The 17,504-nt window shown below is 56.1% G+C and carries 16 protein-coding genes; 9 read left to right on the plus strand and 7 right to left on the minus strand.

Annotated features, from left to right (window positions below):
• Positions 1-41 precede the first annotated feature (41 nt).
• A complete protein-coding gene (locus F1379_RS12165; RefSeq protein ID WP_150269898.1) occupies positions 42-1,340 on the minus strand; it encodes a sensor histidine kinase in 1,299 nt (432 codons plus the stop codon).
• Positions 1,340-2,017, minus strand: a complete 678-nt coding sequence (locus F1379_RS12170; protein ID WP_150269900.1) for a response regulator transcription factor — start codon at positions 2,015-2,017, stop codon at positions 1,340-1,342. The genes F1379_RS12165 and F1379_RS12170 overlap by 1 nt, the downstream gene beginning before the upstream one ends.
• Before the next feature lie 290 nt (positions 2,018-2,307).
• Here F1379_RS12170 and F1379_RS12175 point away from each other — a divergent pair, with 290 nt between their 5' ends.
• Genes F1379_RS12175 through F1379_RS12185 form a run of 3 tightly spaced genes read left to right on the plus strand, consistent with a single transcriptional unit; the run spans position 2,308 to position 6,128 of the window.
• Positions 2,308-3,060, plus strand: a complete 753-nt coding sequence (locus F1379_RS12175; RefSeq protein ID WP_150269902.1) for a polyphosphate polymerase domain-containing protein — start codon at positions 2,308-2,310, stop codon at positions 3,058-3,060.
• The gene (locus F1379_RS12180; protein ID WP_150269904.1) at positions 3,053-3,733 is read left to right on the plus strand and encodes a DUF4956 domain-containing protein; all 681 of its coding nucleotides are present in this window, start codon (positions 3,053-3,055) and stop codon (positions 3,731-3,733) included. The genes F1379_RS12175 and F1379_RS12180 overlap by 8 nt, the downstream gene beginning before the upstream one ends.
• A gap of 19 nt (positions 3,734-3,752) precedes the next feature.
• Positions 3,753-6,128, plus strand: coding sequence for a carbohydrate-binding domain-containing protein (locus F1379_RS12185; RefSeq protein ID WP_150269907.1), 2,376 nt, complete (start codon positions 3,753-3,755; stop codon positions 6,126-6,128).
• A 119-nt stretch (positions 6,129-6,247) separates the two neighbouring features.
• On the opposite strand, the gene F1379_RS12190 is transcribed toward F1379_RS12185, so the two are convergent.
• Positions 6,248-7,156 (minus strand): diacylglycerol/lipid kinase family protein, encoded by a 909-nt coding sequence (locus F1379_RS12190; protein WP_150269909.1) that lies wholly within the window; start codon positions 7,154-7,156, stop codon positions 6,248-6,250.
• A 53-nt stretch (positions 7,157-7,209) separates the two neighbouring features.
• Between F1379_RS12190 and F1379_RS12195 the strand changes: the two genes are divergently transcribed.
• Positions 7,210-7,674, plus strand: a complete 465-nt coding sequence (locus tag F1379_RS12195; protein ID WP_150269912.1) for a DinB family protein — start codon at positions 7,210-7,212, stop codon at positions 7,672-7,674.
• Between the two features lie 69 nt (positions 7,675-7,743).
• Here the strand turns inward: F1379_RS12195 and F1379_RS12200 are convergent, their stop codons facing one another.
• Complete coding sequence (locus tag F1379_RS12200; RefSeq protein WP_150269914.1) at positions 7,744-8,736, minus strand: catalase; 993 nt, start codon at positions 8,734-8,736, stop codon at positions 7,744-7,746.
• An 840-nt stretch (positions 8,737-9,576) separates the two neighbouring features.
• On the opposite strand from F1379_RS12200, the gene F1379_RS12205 reads away from it, so the two are divergent.
• The 3 genes from F1379_RS12205 (at position 9,577) to F1379_RS12215 (ending at position 12,412) form a co-directional block, all read left to right on the plus strand.
• Positions 9,577-10,395: a methyl-accepting chemotaxis protein gene (locus F1379_RS12205; protein WP_150269916.1), complete on the plus strand. Its 819-nt coding sequence runs from the start codon at positions 9,577-9,579 to the stop codon at positions 10,393-10,395.
• Positions 10,396-10,555: 160 nt separating this feature from the next.
• Complete coding sequence (locus F1379_RS12210; protein WP_150269918.1) at positions 10,556-11,350, plus strand: alpha/beta fold hydrolase; 795 nt, start codon at positions 10,556-10,558, stop codon at positions 11,348-11,350.
• Positions 11,351-11,392: 42 nt separating this feature from the next.
• Positions 11,393-12,412, plus strand: a complete 1,020-nt coding sequence (locus F1379_RS12215; protein ID WP_150269920.1) for a sensor domain-containing diguanylate cyclase — start codon at positions 11,393-11,395, stop codon at positions 12,410-12,412.
• 77 nt (positions 12,413-12,489) lie between these two features.
• Here F1379_RS12215 and F1379_RS12220 read toward each other — a convergent pair whose 3' ends face one another.
• Together F1379_RS12220 and F1379_RS12225 are read right to left on the minus strand one after the other, a co-directional pair.
• Positions 12,490-13,536 (minus strand): C40 family peptidase, encoded by a 1,047-nt coding sequence (locus F1379_RS12220; RefSeq protein WP_150269922.1) that lies wholly within the window; start codon positions 13,534-13,536, stop codon positions 12,490-12,492.
• Between the two features lie 115 nt (positions 13,537-13,651).
• On the minus strand, positions 13,652-14,083 hold the full coding sequence (locus F1379_RS12225; RefSeq protein ID WP_150269924.1) for a MarR family winged helix-turn-helix transcriptional regulator: 432 nt from the start codon (positions 14,081-14,083) through the stop codon (positions 13,652-13,654).
• Between the two features lie 120 nt (positions 14,084-14,203).
• Between F1379_RS12225 and F1379_RS12230 the strand changes: the two genes are divergently transcribed.
• Both F1379_RS12230 and F1379_RS12235 read left to right on the plus strand, forming a co-directional pair.
• A complete protein-coding gene (locus F1379_RS12230; protein ID WP_150269927.1) occupies positions 14,204-14,788 on the plus strand; it encodes an NAD(P)H-dependent oxidoreductase in 585 nt (194 codons plus the stop codon).
• A 241-nt stretch (positions 14,789-15,029) separates the two neighbouring features.
• Positions 15,030-15,890 carry an SDR family oxidoreductase gene (locus F1379_RS12235; RefSeq protein ID WP_150269929.1) on the plus strand — a complete coding sequence of 287 codons (861 nt, stop codon included), beginning with the start codon at positions 15,030-15,032 and terminating at the stop codon, positions 15,888-15,890.
• A 419-nt stretch (positions 15,891-16,309) separates the two neighbouring features.
• On the opposite strand, the gene F1379_RS12240 is transcribed toward F1379_RS12235, so the two are convergent.
• Positions 16,310-17,404, minus strand: coding sequence for a UvrB/UvrC motif-containing protein (locus F1379_RS12240; RefSeq protein WP_150269932.1), 1,095 nt, complete (start codon positions 17,402-17,404; stop codon positions 16,310-16,312).
• Positions 17,405-17,504 lie beyond the last annotated feature (100 nt).

A 17,504-nucleotide genomic window follows, 5' to 3' on the forward strand; every position in this document is an offset into this window, starting at 1 on the left:
GCCTTATAACCTCGCTGCCTGCCCCCGGCTTACTTGATAATTTAAGTCAGATGCACATAAAAAGTAGCTGATTCCCCCGGCACGCTCTTCGCATAAATCCGCCCCCGGTGCTGCTCGACAATCGACCTGGCAATCGCCAGTCCCAGGCCATGCCCGCCCTGCTTGCGCGATCTGGAGGTGTCGGTGCGGTAGAAGCGGTCGAAGATCCGCGTAAGATGCTCGGGAGCGATGCCCTCGCCGGTATTCGACACGGCCAGCACCACTTCGTTATGCTGCTTATCAAGCGACAGCGTCACCTTGCCGCCGGGGCCGGAATACTTCACGGCATTGTCGAGCAGAATCATCACGACCTGCTTGATCTGCTCGCTGCTGCCGTGCACGCTCAGATGCGGCTGAATGTCGTAGTCGAGCGCCACATTCTTCTCGAAGATGACAGCCTCCATGGTCAGCATAATATTCTCCACCGCTTCACTGATATCGAACGGAGCATGAATCATGCTGGTGCGTGAATCGTCCATCTCGGTCAGGTAGAGCAGGTCGCTGGTCAGCTTGGCCATGCGCTGGGTCTCGGACCTGATGTAATGCAGCCATTTCGACTGCTGGCGGATGGTATCGTCCGGGTTGCCCAGCAGTACCTCCGTATTCGTGCCTATCACCGCCAGCGGCGTCTTCAGCTCATGGGAGGCGTCGGCGATGAACTGCTTCTGCTTGGTGAAGGCTTCCTGGACAGGCCGGATTGAACGGTTGGCGAAATAACGGCTGGAGAAGTACAGGATAATCAGCATCACCACACCGACGACAGTGAAGGTATAGATCAGATCGGTCAATATTTCCTGCCGGGCGGTAATGTCCAGGAACACCAGCATATGGCCCTCACTGGTCGAGTGCACCTCATAAATCCAGTGGCTGCCGTCAAGCGTGAACTGCCCGCTGGTTCTGCCTTCAGCCGCTGCTTCCTGCAGCGCCTCCGCATAGAACTCATCGTCCATTGTAAACTTGGACTCCGGTGTTCCGGTCATGTTCCAGTCCGCATCCGTGCGGATCATGAAGGACACCGAGCGTTCAGGCGGCGTCCCGATCGTATTCCTGCCTCCGTCCTGCAGGGGCGGCATTCCGTCTTCTATGCCGTCGCCCATTCCGCCAGGCTGGCGGTCCCCGCCGCCACCGCCCCCGAAGCCGGGCTTCTCATAGTTCTCCACGACCCGCCGCAGATCCATGCCGATATCGCTCCGCACATCAATGTAGTTAATGATGTAGATCGCGGCGAAGGCGACCAGCATAATGATCGAAGTTGTCGCCAGGTTCACGATCAGGAACCGGTTTCTGAGCTGCTTGAACATCAGCCGTTCACCTCTAATACATATCCGACGTTGCGGATGGTGCTGATGCGGACGGTGGAGCCGAGGAACGTAAGCTTTTTGCGGAGAAACGAGATGTACACTTCCACATTGTTATGCTCGGCCTCGGAATCGAAGCCCCAAAGCTTCTCGATAATCTGCTCTTTGGAGGTGGCGGCGCTCTTGCGGGTCATCAGCAGCTCCAGCAGCTCGCTTTCCTTCAGGTTCAGCTTCATTTCCTTGCCGCCTACACTCAGGCGCAAATTGGTGGTGTTCAGCTCCAGATCCCCGAGCTTCAGCGCGTCATCCGGCAGTACCTCGCCCTTGCGCCGCAGCACCGCCCGCATCCGGGCCAGCAATTCCTCGGTGGAGAACGGCTTGGCGATGTAATCGTCGGCCCCGTAATCGAGCCCGGTCACCATATCGGTAATCTCCCCCTTGGCAGTCAGGAAAATAACGGGAGTTGCCACGCCCTTGGTGCGCAGCTTCCGCAGTACGCTGATTCCATCCATCTCCGGCATCATAATATCGAGCAGCAGCAGATCATAAATCCCGCTCAGGGCGTAATCAAGGCCGGTGCTTCCGTCATGGACGGCATCGACCGAATAATTGTGTTTCTTGAGTATTTGTGTGACGGCCTCGGCCAGATGAATTTCATCTTCCACGATTAGTATACGCATGGCTGTTCATCCTCTGCTTCCTTGGTGGACTTCTTTATGCTGATGCCATTATAGCAAGATTACCTTTAATGAGCCTTAATGATCTATTTTGTGCGGAAAAGATTTCGGTCAAACCCCGTCCAGCCTCTGTCTCTTCATCTATAGCACACGCAAGCCGCCGGCCCGTTTGTAAACCGGATGTAAAAAAATCAAGCCAGTGTAAAACCATTTAAGCTTCGCTAAAGGTTGGGGCGCTAAGATACAGGCATGAGCAAGAGCGAACAAATTTAGACCCGAAAGGATTTGATCCCATGGCGATTGAGGTCTTCAACCGTTATGAAAATAAATATGTGTTCGATGATGCAGCCTACCGCAAGCTGTATGCGGAGCTTCTGGAGTATATGGAGCCCGATGATCACAACAAGCAGCATGAGTTCTACTCCATCACCAATCTGTACTACGATACGCCGCATAACTCGCTGATCCGCAACAGCCTCTCCAAACCGAAATATAAGGAGAAGCTCAGACTGAGAGCTTACGGCGTGCCGAACCAGGATACGAAGGTCTACCTTGAAATTAAGAAAAAGGTGTTCGGACTCGTCAACAAACGCAGAACGACACTCAAGCTGCATGAAGCGTATGACTTTGTCCGCACCGGCCAGCCGCCGGAGTACAGGGACTACATGAACAAGCAGGTGATTGAGGAAATCAAGTACTTCCTGACCTGTTATGACCTGGAGCCGAAGGTATATCTGTCATATGACCGCAAGGCGCTCTTTTGCAAAAATAACCGTGATCTCCGTATCACCTTCGACACCAATATCCGCAGCCGCAGATGCGACCTGCAGATGGAGCACGGCACTTACGGTGAACTGCTGCTTGAGCCCGGCCAGTGGCTGATGGAAGTGAAGGCCGAGAAGACCATTCCGGTCTGGCTGTCGAAGATGCTCTCCGAGCACCGGATGTACCGGACCAGCTTCTCCAAATACGGCAACGAATATAAGAAAATGATCCGCAACAGTCAAATAGAGACAACAGAAAGTGAGCGTGTCCTGTATGCTTGATTCCATCTTTTCCGCGGTTTCCACCGATACGACCTTATCCTTCGGCACCGCCGTTACAACGATTCTGCTGGCGCTCCTGCTGGGTGCAGTTATCAGCTTCACTTACATGAAGACCAGTCCGGGATATACGCAGAGCTTCACGCTGACGATGGTGCTGCTGCCGGTGATTGTAGCCATTATCATCCTGCTGATCGGCAGCAATGTCGCGAGAGCCTTCAGCCTTGCCGGTGCATTCTCGATCATCCGCTTCCGCAGCGCGCCCGGCGACCCAAAGGATATCACCTTCGTCCTGTTCACCATGGCCTCCGGGCTGGCCTGCGGCGTAGGCGCCTTCGGTTACGCTGCTCTATTCACCGTTATTCTCTGCATCATCATGGTTGTCTTGAATCGCACCGGGTTCGGGGTCAAGAAGACGCAGGAGAAGACGCTTAAAGTGACGATTCCCGAGAACCTGGGATATGAAGAGGCTTTTGCCGAAGTGTTCGCCAGATTTGGAGTCGGTTATGAGCTGAAGAAGATCCGCACTACTGAGCTGGGCAGTCTGTATGAGCTGGTCTACACGGTCAGACTGAACGAAAGCACGAGTCAAAAAGAGTTCCTGGATGCCATCCGCACCCGCAACGGCAATTTGGACCTGTCGCTGACGATGAGCCCGACCACCACAGAATATTAATCGAAGGGATTGACCTTATATGAATAAATGGATACTGGGAAGTAAAGCAGGACTTGTACTGTTACTGGCTGCGGCCCTGACCGCCTGCGGTGCAGGAAATGCCGCCTCTACCGCCGTAAGCAGCGCGGCAGTGACCACGGCGGCGGCGCAGAGCGGCACGACTGCTGCTGTACAGCTGGCAAGTGTGAAGACGGCTGATCTGGTCAGCTTCGATGAAGACGATACCAATACCGCCTGGAGCGCGGACAGCGCAACGATGATCGCCCTCAGCGGCACGGCGGCCACCGTTACAGGCACAGGCGCCACCGCTTCTGGCGGCACCGTAAATATTACCGCCGGCGGGACCTATGTGCTGAGCGGAAGCCTCAGCGAAGGACAGATCGTCGTTGATGTTCAGGACGACAGCAATGTGCACCTGGTGCTGAACGGAGTGGAGCTGTCGAGCAGCACCAGCGCACCTGTCTATATCAAAGAAGCGGGCAAGGTCATTATGACGCTGCAGAAAGGGACGGAGAATACCGTTACCGACGGTAATACCTACGTCTATGCCGATGAGACGACCGATGAACCGAGTGCGGCCATCTTCAGCAAGGCCGACTTGACCATTAACGGCACCGGCAAGCTGTCGGTGACCGCCAGCTACAAGGACGGCATCACGGGCAAGGATGACGTGAAGATTGTCTCCGGCACGCTTGAAGTGCAGGCGGCGGATGACGGCATTGTCGGCAAGGATCTGATTGCTATCGCTGACGGCAGCTTCTCTATTAACGCCGAAGGAGACGGCCTGAAATCGACCAATGATGAGGATGCCGAGAAGGGCTTCATCGCCATTGCGGCAGGCACGTTCGATATTGTAGCCGGAAATGACGGCATCCAGGCGGAGACACAGCTGGTTACCGACAGCGGCACCTACACCATTGTGACCGGCGGCGGCAGCGAAAGTGCCGAAGTAAAGACCGGCGATGACTTTGGAGGCGGCGGAATGTTCGGCGGCGGAGGCCGGGGAGGGTGGTCAGCCGATGGCCAGACATCGGCGGACGGCACGACGCAGGATGGACCACCGGCGCTGCCGGATGGCATGGCTGCGGGAGAAGCACCACCGGCGCTGCCGGACGGGGCGGTTGCAGGAGAGGAGCCTCCGGCGCTGCCGGACGGGGCGGTTGCGGGAGAAGCACCGCCGGCATTGCCGGACGGGGCTGCCGCAGGCCAAGCGCCGGGAGCTGCAGGCACGGCTGCGGGCAACAGCACCGGCACGGCAGCTGCGAACGGCGGGAAAGCTGCGGAAAGCACGGCAGCAGCCGATGCCGCAGCAGGCACGAGCGCGGAAGAAACCGAGTCGGTGAGCGCCAAGGGGCTTAAGGCCGGCGGTGATCTGACCGTGGGTGGCGGCACCTATATACTGGACACGATGGATGATGCGCTGCACAGCAACAGCAATGTGTCGGTTACCGGCGGCGAGCTGGAGATTGCGGCAGGCGACGATGGCGTTCATGCCGACGCGCTGACCTCCATCTCAGGCGGTACCATCAACATTACGAAGAGCTATGAAGGCGTGGAGGGCGGCAATATTACTATATCCGGCGGCGAGATCCATGTGGTTGCTTCCGATGACGGCGTGAATGTGGCCGGCGGCAACGACAGCAATGCGGCGGCTGGTACAGCGCAGCAGGATCAGTTCAGCAGCTCCGGCAATCATCTGCTTACCATCAGCGGCGGCTACCTCTATGTGGATGCGGGCGGTGACGGACTCGATTCCAACGGTTCCGTGACGATGAGCGGCGGTACAGTCATCGTGAATGGCCCGACGGGGGACGGCAACGGTACACTGGATTACGACGGTACCTTCGACCTGAGCGGCGGTGTGCTGCTTGCGGCAGGAAGCGCCGGCATGGCCCAAGGCCCGTCGGATAGCTCCGCACAGGCTTCGGTCAACATGACCTTTACCGATTCGCAGGCAGCAGGCACGCTGGTCCATCTGCAGGACAGCGAGGGCAATACAATTGCAGCCTTTGCACCGGACAAGGACTTCCGGTTCGTTGTCATCAGCTCGCCCGATATTCAGAAGGGCGCTTCTTACACCCTCTCTACCGGCGGTGCATCAACAGGTACAGCGAAGGATGGGGGTTACACCGGCGGTGCATACAGCGGCGGCACTGAGGTTGTAACCTTCGAGCAGGAGAGCGTGACGACGTGGGTGAATGAATCCGGAGTAACCACAGCCAATACCGGACGCGGCATGGGCGGCGGTATGGGTGGCGGAGGCGGCCGGCCGGGACGCGGTACGCAAGGCGGCACTGGCAGTACCGGCAGTACTGGCGGTACGGGAAGCACTGGCAGCACCGGCGGTACAGGAAGCACCGGCACCTCCGGCAGCACCGGCGAAAGCACAATGTAAGCCATTTGCGCTAAACGAATAACGTAACAATAAGCAGCATGAAGCAGCGCGTTTCCGGTATACGGAAGACGCGCTGCTTCTTTGTTCATACAAGCATAGAACAGCTATAAATTATAGTTTCAGAGGACATCGCTGCTGTCATCCGGTACAATAATTTCAATATAACGGGGAATAGTGCTGAGGGTGACAGGCAGCGGCGGCCCCTCTTCGCCGTCCACATTGGTCCTTACCGTATCCAGCGAGGAGAGGCTGACCTGCTTTGCCTTGAAGTATATGACATCCTTATGGTTCTGCAAGTTGCCTAGCAGCAGCGACAGGCCGGCGGTGAGTGTGCTGAACAGCGTAAGATCCTGAAAGATATAGCAGTGCAGCAGGCCGTCGTCCACAGCAGCTTCCGGCGCCAGCTTCTCAAAGCCGCCGACGGAGTTCGTCAGCGCAGCGACGAACAGCGGGGCATGTCCCTCCCATACCTGCCCGTCGTAAGCGATGGACAAGGGATGGGCGGAGCGGGCATTACCGGTGAGTGCAGTGACCCCTTCTTTAAGGTAGGCGAGTGCACCCAGCCTGGTCTTGTCTTCCGCAGTGACCCCGGATAACGATTCCGCCAGGGGGCCTGCGGCGACGACGTTGATGAACAGGCGGCTATTGAGCCGGCCGACATCGACCTTATGGGCGGTAGATGAGGTCAGAGCGGCAACCGCCTGCTCCGGGTCCAGCGGAATCCGCAGCGCCCGGGCGAAATCATTGACCGTTCCCAGCGGCACGATGCCCAGCTGCGGACGGTGCGGCTGATGCTCCAGTCCGTTGATCACTTCGTGCAGCGTGCCGTCACCGCCGATGGATACGACCAGGTGATACCCGTTCTCGCAGGCTGTTTTGCAGTATTCGGTTGCATCGCCCTCCCCTGCCGTCTCCTGTACGGTGACGGTATAACCAGCGGCCTTCAGGGAGGCTTCCGCTGCACCGGCGTACCTTGGCGCTTCCTCTTTCCCGGAAGAGGGATTTACGATAATCATCGCGAGCTGCATGGACAGATTCCTCCTGTGTTTACCTATTAATAAGAGATTGGAAGTGATGATGGATGATTCAGGCCAAAGAGGTGCTTGGCAATCAGCTTCTGGCCAATGCCAATGATCCGAGCTGGTATATCCCTTTCCTTCAGGCGACTGAGGGGATTACGGAGAAGCAGGCTTGCTGGAAGCCGGGTGCTGCCATGAACAGCATCGCCGAGTTAACCTGGCACTTAATATACTGGAATAAGACCTGGCAAGCCAGGTACCGTAAGGGGCATGTGGATGCCGTGCCGCCGATTGGCGACAATGACCTCAGTTTTGCGGTTCCGGCGGAGTCCTCCTTTGCCGGGTTACGTGCAGAGCTGGAGGAGGTGCTGCTGCATTGGCAGGAGCTGCTGGCGGAAGAACGCCTGGAGGAGAGTGTCGGCGGCTTCCCTGAACCGGCGGCGTGGTGGGAGATTATCAGCAACGTAACCACGCACAATGCTTACCATATCGGGCAAATCATGCTGCTCCGTAAGCTGCAGACATAGAGGTGTAAGGCAGGATGCCCCTGGAGCGGGCAACCTGCCTATTTAAGCTGTGCGGAGAGCTATTACCTGTCAAAGCTCCTTCCGGCGCCGTTGGTACGATTCTGCATAGGCGGCGCTGCGGTAGTGCAGAATCGGGTCCTCCGTCAGAGCCATCCCTCTGGTAATGGCCGCCGGGTCCATCAGCAGTCCTTCGGGCTCGGGCATGATCTCCGTCAGATGCAGCCGCCCGAAATCAATCCGCCGCCGGTCTTCCGGCCAGGCGCGGGTAGGGTCATCGGTAGGATCACCATCCTCGCCAAACACAGCCACCAGCTGGAATACGGCCTCCTCTGCCTGCAGCCGCAGCTTCAGCTCTTCCTCCAGATAATCATCCGGCTGCTGCGCCGCCGCGTCTGCAGCCAATGTACGCACTCCGGTATCCGGTACCCATTCGAATTTCACTGGACGGGATTGTCCCGCTGCATCGACAAGGTAATAAGCATGAATACAGAAATAATGGCTCTCGGCATAACTGGCCGGGGGCTTCAGCCGTTTGGCGGCCATCAGGCTTTCTCTGCTCTCGGAGAAATGGCTGATGACCTCCTTGACCAGGTCGATTGGGCCGAGATTGCCCGAACGCGCCCGATGCACGGCGCCGATGATGTCAATGAAGGATTCCGGTGTACGGGCAAAAAAGACCGGCACCGTCGTTCCCACCAGACTCGGCTTCGTTCCATCCGGCAGCATGAATTGCACGCCCATCCCTTTCGCCGGGGACAGCAGATCGGCCAGCGCCGGATCGGTAGAGCTGCCGGAGAAGCGAACCACCGCTTCAGTCTCCTGCGTCTGCAGATGGGGCGCCCCGGTGAAGGCTGAGGCAAGGCCGTTCGGGCGGAAGACGGCGCGGCAGCAGATGCCTCTGGCATGCGCCCGGCGGTGACCCGGGTGAACCCCGGATAATCGTTCAATGGCGTCCACTCCCTGGGCAGCCAATCCGGACGGTCCGCAGACCGCAGCAGAGTCTGCTGCGGACAGAGCAGATCTATTCGGTATCTCGGAATCAGGCAGATCGGAATCATGCATAACCGGTACCCTCCTAAACGAATTTACGTTACATCCGCACTTCCCAATATATTACCACGCGGGTTTTTGCCTTAAACCTGTGCGGGTGAGCGTCTTTACCTCCGGCCAGCGGCAAGGGAGAATAAGCTATATAGATTGAACTAAAGATTCTGTGCTGGGAGTAGCCGTGACGCCAGAGAATATTTGGACTTCCGGTCGCTTCCCTTCCACAGATTTCTTGATTCATACCACTAGATGCGGTTCCGGCCTCCGCCTGATTGCTTTCCTCTGTAAAGCTGATAGCCAAAGCGCGAGCTGTCATCGTTATAATGCTGAAAAGAAGATCGTTCACTGCCATTAGTTTGATTTTCGCACTCTATTTCAGCCTGTTTTACGAATTTCAGCCATCTAATTAGATTATCGCCACTTAAATTGGTCGATATAGAGGGAATTACTATTTTTCGCCTATATTAAGTGGCGAATATCCAACTAAGTCTGTAATCATCCACCATACAGGACAAATTAAGTGGCGATTTTCCAACTACAGTCTGCAAACAGGGATTGTATTGCGTTCATCATAACCATACAGAGCCAGCTTCCAGCAAATTCCACAGCAATTAGCGTTATTTATCCGGATATCGGGGAACGGGCAGCGGACGGAAGTCCATAGCTTTATCGAATTCATTTTCCGGCCTTATCCAGCCCAATCTTAAGTTCAACTGATATAGTCGCCGGCACAATTAAAAATTTATCAATGAAAATTCGATATATTAACTATAGATAAATTAACGGCTGCGGGAAGCAGCCGTGCAAGAATACAGAATTGAAGCAGAAGCGTCAACGCGCATAGGGGGAAACCAGATGAATCATGTCGGATCGCTAGAGAATATTATCGCCGCAATTCCGGTACTTAAGGCGGCGGTTCCAGCAGACCTGTCCATCGCCGTATGCGATCTGGAAAAGTTCATTGCTTACTGGCCGGGTGAAAATATACAGCTTGATATCCGCAAGGGGCAGCTCCTGCATCCGGAGGAGCCGCTGACCCAGGCGATCCGCACCAATGCAGCCTTGAAGGCGGAGGTGCCTGCCGAGTTCTACGGGTTCGAATTTACGGGGACGGCCACACCGCTGCACGATGCAGAGGGCCGGGTTATCGGCGGCATTGCAGTACAACTGAGACGGCAAAGTGAGCTGCGGTCCATCTCCGACCAAATTACCAGCTCACTGGCCTCCGCCAGTGAAAGACTGGCGGAAGTCGCCGGCGGCTCCGGCGAGCTGGCCGATTTTACCGGCCGGCTGTTGGCGCTGGCGCAGCGCACGGGGGAGCAGGTGAAGGAGACCGACCAGGTGGTGTCCATTATCAAGAATGTGGCAAGCCAGACGAACCTGCTCGGCATCAACGCAGCAATTGAAGCTGCCCATGCCGGAGACAAGGGCAGAGGATTCGGCGTCGTGGCGGGTGAGATCCGTAAGCTGTCCAGTGAAACGGTGGACTCCACCAAGGTCATCCAGGGCACCCTGGTTACGTTCCGGGAGGCCACGGCGCAAATGGGGGAGTCCATTGAGCGCATTGCCGCCATCGTCCAGAGCCAGGCGGCGTCCTCCCAGGAGATCTCCGCGTTCATTGAGGAGATCCGGCAAATGTCCGGAAAGCTGAATGAATACGCACAAAAGCTGTAGCCGACGAAGCGTACCCCAGGCCTTCCAGCCGGGGGCCCCGCCTGCCTGCAAGTTGACACGATTCTGGAATGAACAAGGGGATTGCTATAGCGATTTCCTTGCTATTTTTCAGGGAAACACTCAGAATTGTTAGGATACGTAAGTAAGGGAGTATAAGAGAATGAGCGATGTATTGGCAAGGAACAAGGTTAAGGTAATAGGGGAAGGCAGTCGTGTGATGATGTTCGCCCATGGGTTCGGCTGCGATCAAACCATGTGGAGCATGATCACACCTGCCTTTATGAAGGACTACCGTCTGGTGCTGTTTGATTACGTAGGCTCGGGCGGCTCGGACCTGACTGCATACAGTCTGGAGAAGTACGGCACGTTCCGCGGCTATGTGCAGGATGTGTTCGATATTGCGGACGCGGTGGACCTGACCGATATGATCTTCGTCGGTCATTCCGTCAGCTCGATGATCGGGATGCTGGCTTCCATAGAACGGCCGGAGCTGTTCCACAAGCTGGTCATGATCGGCCCGTCGCCGCGATACTTGAATGATGGGGATTATTACGGCGGGTTCGAGCGCAGTGATATTCTGGAGCTGCTGGAGATGATGGAGATGAACTTCAGCGGCTGGGCCAGCTTCATGGCGCCGCTGGCCATGAACAATCCGGAGCTTCCCCATTTGACGCAGGAGCTGGAGCGGAGCTTTATTGCCGCCGATCCGGCGATTGCGCGGGAATTCGCCGAGGTCACCTTCCTGTCGGATCACCGGCAGGAGCTGCCGAACGCGGCCATTCCCACGCTGATCATGCAATGCTCCGATGACAGCATTGTGCCGATGGAGGTGGGCGAGTATCTGCACCGGCAGCTGAAGAACAGCACACTCCGCCTGATGAAGGCGAAGGGCCACTATCCGCATATCAGCCATCCGGAGGAGACGGTTTCGCTGATCTGCGAGTTTTTGCAATAAGGAATATCCGGATGATTATTAGTATTGAGAGGTATCGGCAGTATGGATGAACGGTTGGATTATGCCCCGTGCGGGTATTTTTCCCTGACCCACGAAGGAATAATGACCAGTGTCAATCAGACATTTCTGGATATGATGGGCTACTCGCGCGGGGAATTACTGCATACGCATGTTGAATCCATTATGTCCAAAGCCAATCAGCTGATCTTCCATTCCTATTTCTATCCTCATATCAACTTAAGCGGACATGTGGAGGAGCTGTTTATCAGCATTAAAAACCGGGCTGGGCAGTCGATCCCGTTCATTCTGAACGGCAGACGCAGCGAGCGCGCAGGTGACGAGACCATCGACTGTGTAATGGTCCAAATGAGCAAGCGGCTCGATTATGAGCAGGAGCTGCGGGGGGCGAAGACCCGGCTCGAGGAGGCCTACCTGGAGCAGGAGCAGGTGCTTGCACGCCTGCAGCAGCTGCACGCCGAAATCGGCCAGAAACAGACGGAGCTTCTCGAGCTGAACGCGGTTCTGCTCGATCTGTCCACAACGGACAAGCTGACCGGACTAAGGAACCGCCGTTATCTGCAGGAGCATCTGGACGCGATGCTGACAACCTGCGCCGCAGCGGCGGAGCCGTTCTCGCTGCTTATTGTCGACATCGACCACTTCAAACGGGTGAACGATACCTTCGGGCATCTTGCCGGCGATCAGGTACTGGAGCTGCTCGGCGGCCTTCTGACCTACCATTGCCGCGAACAGGACACGGTTGCCAGATATGGCGGAGAGGAATTTGTGCTGCTTCTGCCCGGCCTGAATGCTGCAGAGGCTAAGCTCGTGGCGGAGAATCTGCGGCTGAATGTCGCCGGGGCGGTATGGGAGCCGGTGAGGATCACGATAAGCATAGGCATCGCCACCTTTACCGGGCAGGATTCCAGCGAGTCCCTGCTGAGGAAGGCAGACGAGGCCCTCTATGTCTCTAAGGAGAATGGCCGCAACCGCGTGACGCATCATTTGGACGGTATGCATCGGGCCCCCTCTGAACATGTCCCAATATATCATTTAAAATAAAGCAACCCCCGCAACCGGAGGGATGCGGCCTTTGCAGGCCGTTCCTTTCCGGGGCGGGGGTTGCTTGCATGAGCGCATCATAAAATTCTGCGCGCCGTAACAAACCGTTCCTTCCATTTCCCGTCGAAAGCTTCCATATGTACGCCTTGTTCCTTGGAATAGGTGTGAAGAATCTGATTATTCCCGGCATAGATGGCCACATGTCCGATGTCCAGACCGCGGGCGCTGAAGAACAGCAGGTCTCCCGTGCGCAGCTCGTTCACTCCGACCTTAACTCCTTCTTCAGCCTGATTGTAGGAGACGCGGGGCAGATCCACCGACAAGACATCGGAATAGAGGCGCTTCACAAAAGAGGAGCAGTCAAAGGTAGCGGTCTGGTCCGGCGAGGCCCCGAATTCATAGGGGGTTCCCTTAAACTTGAGACCGTAAGTAATCAGCGCTTCGCCTTGCTTAAGCAGCAGGGAATCACTTGTGTAGTCGGTATACTTCGGCTTGGCTGAGATGTATCCGATCTTGCCGTCTTCCGTCCGCACTTTCAGCCAGAGGGTCCCTGCCTCGCTAAGGACATGCACCTTGCTTCCGCCCGGAAGCAGTTCACCGCTTACCGCTTCTCCGGCGGCATCGGGGGTGCTGCGCAGATTAACTCCCCAGCGGATGGATGTTTCATATCCGGCCGTCGAGGAGATCTGCACCGTGCCGGTAGCCGGCATCCAGCTCACAGTGCCGCCCAGCGTTTCGCTGACGAGCCGCAGCGGGATGAGGCTCTGACCTTCCTCAAGCCGGCCGGGGACGGGCACGCTCAGCGTCTGGCTGTTCAGCCGCGCAGCGTTGCTGCCGATTTGGTAGGTCAGCGAGCTGTCCCCTTTGACCGCTGTAACCGTCTTGGAGGCATTATCCCAGGAGAGCTCCGCTCCCAGCTTCGTAAACAGCCCGCGCAGCGGGACGAGCACTGTGCCGTTGATATTGAGCGGCTCCGCCTCCGGCTGATACGGCTTGCCGTCCAGAATGATGGATACCGCCGCCGGCTTTCCGGCAGTCACTGTCGCCGCTTCTGCCGGAGCCGGATTGAAATAAACCAGAGGTAACGCCAGGAGCGGCAGCAGCAGCTTGTTCGTCTTCGTCATGAGTTCATCACCTTGTGGATAGAATGGTTACTACACCACTTGGACGATAATGGGCATAAAAGGTTCTGTGGTAATTATTGGGGCGCACTTCAATCAGGGCGCTCAACAGTACCTGTTACACGTAGAATATCTTCTCCTGCAGCAGGTCGAGCGCTCGCTCGATCTCTTGTTGCTGCTCCGCTGTCAGGTGCTCGATCCGTTCGCCGACCCGCTGCGCGGCGCCCCGAAAGACTTCGTCGATCATGGCCTGGCCTTCGGGAGACAGCGTGATGCCCTGCTTGCGCCGGTCGGCCGGGTCCGTCACCTTGACCAGCAGCTCCTTCTCTGTCAGCTTCCGCAGCTCGCGGCTTGTATTGGGCATCGACATATGCATGCAGTCACTGATTTCGCTGAGCGTCACCGGCTGGCTGACCGCAATATATTCGAGGATTTTATATTGAACCGGTGTGAGCGTTTCCGGCTTTACATCCTTGGTAATATCGTTCGTAATCTGATGGACGGCGGCGGTGAAGGCCACGAATTTTTTGAATAACGGATGATTGTCCACTTATAGTCACCTCCAGAAGACAACATAGCAATAATATTATCTAATAACAATTATCATTTGACAACTAAATTTCGGGATGCTATTGTTTTTGTTATCAAAAGACAACTAAAGGAGGGCCTCATGAACACGTTGATTATCTATACTCATCCCAATCATCAGAGCTTAAGCTACGCCTTTTTGCAGGAGGTTATCCGCGGCTGCCGCGAGAATCCGGGCTGCCGGGAGATTCAGGTGCTGGATTTGTATGCAGAGCAGTTCAATCCGCTGCTGGAATTCGGGGAGCAGAAGCGCCGCCGGGATATGCACATCGACCCGGAGCTGAGCAAGTACCGGGAGCAGCTGCTCTGGGCCGAGCGGATTGTGCTGGTCTATCCGATCTGGTGGGGGCGGCCGCCGGCAATGCTCATGGGTTACATTGACCGCATGTTTGCCTCGAACTTCGCTTACCGCGACAAGGGCGGTTTGATTCCCGAAGGGCTGCTCCAAGGCAAATCGGTCGTATGCATCTCCTCGATGAAGGGACCGGCCCATTACCCGTTGTTGTGGCTGAATAATGCCCATAAGGTGCTGATGAAGCGGGCGCTGTTCAATTATGTCGGCATCCGCAGCGTGAAATTCTTCGAATTCGGCGGTATGGAGAGTCCGAAGGGCGGGCATGACCGCAAGCTGGCACGGGTGTACCGTTATTTCAAGACAGTGGGCTAATCGTGTGGTTCATGGGCCAGCTAAAGCGTCAGGCTAATCCATCAGACAAATCTATCAGACAAATCTATCAGACAATTCATCAGACAAATTCATGAGGCTAATTCATTCCGTCGGGGGCAATTGACAATCACAGCAATTGTAACTACAATGGTTACAGGAGCGAAAACCTCCATTATAGCATCTACAGCATGATTATTAGCGGCAGTTTAAATACCTATCAATCACATGGAGGAATCAGAACATGAGAATTGGCTTGACAGGCGCGACCGGACATTTTGGCTCTATTGTAGCGGAGACTCTGCTGAAGACAGTACCGGCGGAGAATATTGTTGTTAGTGTGCGCACTCCCGCGAAAGCGGCACATTTACAGGCACAGGGGGTTGAGGTCCGCCACGGCGATTTCGATCATCCGGAGAGTCTGGCAGCGGCCTTTGCCGGCATTGACCGGCTGCTGATCGTCTCGGCCGACGGCGACAACGATACCCGTATCCGCCAGCATAAAGCGGCAGTCGATGCGGCCGTGCGCGCCGGCGTGGGCTTCATCGCCTACACGAGTGTCGGCGATGCCGACAACAGCACCCTGTTCCTGGCGCCGGTCCATAAGGCGACCGAAGGCTTCATCCGCGAATCGGGCATTCCGTACTCCTTCCTGCGCAACAACTGGTACCTGGAGAATGAAGCAGGCTCCATCCAGGCCGCTGCGGCAGGCGCCCCTTGGGTGACCTCGGCTGGAGACGGCAAGGTAGGCTGGGCCACCCGCCGCGATTATGCAGAAGCGGCGGCAGCTGTGCTTGCGGGTGAGGGACATGACAACACGGTGTATGAGTTGTCCGGAGAGCCGCTGACGCAAGACGGGCTGGCGGCTGTAGTCAGTGAAGCGCTGGGCCAAGAGGTGAAGGTGCAGCAGGTGGACGATAAGGCCTATTCGGAAATTATGGCCGGCGTGGGTGTGCCGGAGGCGGCATTGCCGATCGTCGTGGCGATCCAGACTGCCATCCGCGAAGGAGCGCTCGATCAGCCGAGCGGCGATCTCGCCAAGCTGCTGCAGCGTCCGCTGACGCCGCTGATTGAAGGAGTGAAGGAGATCCTTGCAGGCAAATAATTGGCAGCAGGGAAGAGGAGTACAGCTTTTAAGCATTTAAGCTCTTAATGTGGGGAACGAATATCGAGGAACATACACCGGGTTAGTACGGTGTATGTTCCTTTTTCTATTCGAAGCGGAGGTAAGGCGTTTTGCCGATAAGCTGGAGTGGCCGCGTGGGCCTGCTTCATCCAGATAAAACGAGGGTCGTCGTAAGACAATAGGGGAATAAGTGTAAACAGTACAACTAAACATCGGCTATACTGCCGCAATCCTGCTATAGTTGTATTTGGTGCAGCTAAATGAACCGATTCACTGCCGGGCCGCCGGTTTGCCTGCTTATAAGTGTACAAAGTGCAACTAAGCCCGGAAAGTATAGCCCAAGCAACGAAATAGTTGTACAAACTGCAATTAAGCAGCCGTCAGAGAATAGAAGGGCACTACTCCAGCTCGGCGGCCAATACCGGAGCCAGCCAGCTGTCTACCGCGCCGGACAGGAGAACGCCCTGCTGCGGGGCCAGATGCCCGGCCGGAATCACCAGATATTGACCCGGCCGTTCCTTCAGGTAGCTGTAAATAATCTGCGCTTCGTCGATCTCATGGCGGGTAACCTTGGTCGGTCCGTCCGCTGCGGGCGAGAAGTGGGTCTCTATCAACCCCAGCACCCGCTGACGGATATCCTGCAGTTCCAGTCCGGTGGTCTCCAGCTTCTCCTGGGCAAGCAATTGTCCGCCTCTGATCAGAATCAGCTTGATGATCTCCTCATCCATCCGCTCGATTACAGCTATATTCCGGTTCGCCTCCGCAAAGCCGATGACCCGCTCCTTCTGCAGCAGCGCGTGCACCGCTGACACATAATCGCGGTATTTGGCCGCGCCTTCGAAGTCGTAGCGTTCCGCCGCCCCGTTCATCCGCCGTTCAAGCTCCTCCACAATCTCCGTATCGGTGCCCTCCAGGAGCGCAATGATTTTATCAATAACTTCCTCATACTTCGGCCATACCTCAGGATTACCGCACATGCCCATACATATGCCCAGGGAATGATTCAGACAGTAGGAACCCTTAATGCCCGGGCTGCCGCACAGAATGCGCTGGCTTTCCTTCATCCCTTGAACCGCCCGCTCTACAGTGCCTCTGCTCGTATAAGGTCCGAACTGCCGAACAGCAGCCGAGGCTTCGGAATCATAGCTCACCGCCAGCTGGCGGCGGGTCTTCTCCTGCTGGACCGTAATGTAGGTGTAGGCGAGCGGGTTCTTCATTTTTCGATTGTACATAGGTTTGATTTCCTTGATCATCCGGCACTCCAGCATAAACGCTTCAAATTCTGTATCCGTCAGGATGTAATCCAAGTCGCGGATATGCGTGACGAGCTGCTTGACCTTGGGCGAATGGCCCTTGGATTGATAAAAATAAGACTGGACCCGCCGCTTCAGCTGCTTGGCCTTGCCGACATAGATGATTTGGCCCAAGCCATCCTTCATCAGGTATACACCGGGGGTCAGCGGAAGGCTCGCCACCTTGTCTGACAGGTTCATTGCCGCACAGCTCCTCTACGGTTTCGCTTTGCATTCTAGTACATTTAAGTATAAACGATGTGACAAAATCCACAAACCCTAACCGTACAAACCCACTATA

This window comes from Paenibacillus tepidiphilus, from assembly GCF_008635795.1.
GTDB lineage: Bacteria > Bacillota > Bacilli > Paenibacillales > Paenibacillaceae > Paenibacillus_AQ > Paenibacillus_AQ tepidiphilus.

Excerpts from the sequence above, each read along its gene's own strand:
- F1379_RS12230 (WP_150269927.1), top strand. The coding sequence starts at position 14,204 with ATGAACACGTTGATTATCTATACTCATCCCAATCATCAGAGCTTAAGC.
- F1379_RS12200 (WP_150269914.1), bottom strand. The coding sequence starts at position 8,736 with ATGCATGATTCCGATCTGCCTGATTCCGAGATACCGAATAGATCTGCT.
- F1379_RS12195 (WP_150269912.1), top strand. The coding sequence starts at position 7,210 with ATGATTCAGGCCAAAGAGGTGCTTGGCAATCAGCTTCTGGCCAATGCC.
- F1379_RS12240 (WP_150269932.1), bottom strand. The coding sequence starts at position 17,404 with ATGAACCTGTCAGACAAGGTGGCGAGCCTTCCGCTGACCCCCGGTGTA.
- F1379_RS12170 (WP_150269900.1), bottom strand. The coding sequence starts at position 2,017 with ATGCGTATACTAATCGTGGAAGATGAAATTCATCTGGCCGAGGCCGTC.
- F1379_RS12235 (WP_150269929.1), top strand. The coding sequence starts at position 15,030 with ATGAGAATTGGCTTGACAGGCGCGACCGGACATTTTGGCTCTATTGTA.
- F1379_RS12205 (WP_150269916.1), top strand. The coding sequence starts at position 9,577 with ATGAATCATGTCGGATCGCTAGAGAATATTATCGCCGCAATTCCGGTA.
- F1379_RS12175 (WP_150269902.1), top strand. The coding sequence starts at position 2,308 with ATGGCGATTGAGGTCTTCAACCGTTATGAAAATAAATATGTGTTCGAT.
- F1379_RS12165 (WP_150269898.1), bottom strand. The coding sequence starts at position 1,340 with ATGTTCAAGCAGCTCAGAAACCGGTTCCTGATCGTGAACCTGGCGACA.
- F1379_RS12180 (WP_150269904.1), top strand. The coding sequence starts at position 3,053 with ATGCTTGATTCCATCTTTTCCGCGGTTTCCACCGATACGACCTTATCC.
- F1379_RS12210 (WP_150269918.1), top strand. The coding sequence starts at position 10,556 with ATGAGCGATGTATTGGCAAGGAACAAGGTTAAGGTAATAGGGGAAGGC.
- F1379_RS12190 (WP_150269909.1), bottom strand. The coding sequence starts at position 7,156 with ATGCAGCTCGCGATGATTATCGTAAATCCCTCTTCCGGGAAAGAGGAA.
- F1379_RS12220 (WP_150269922.1), bottom strand. The coding sequence starts at position 13,536 with ATGACGAAGACGAACAAGCTGCTGCTGCCGCTCCTGGCGTTACCTCTG.
- F1379_RS12215 (WP_150269920.1), top strand. The coding sequence starts at position 11,393 with ATGGATGAACGGTTGGATTATGCCCCGTGCGGGTATTTTTCCCTGACC.
- F1379_RS12185 (WP_150269907.1), top strand. The coding sequence starts at position 3,753 with ATGAATAAATGGATACTGGGAAGTAAAGCAGGACTTGTACTGTTACTG.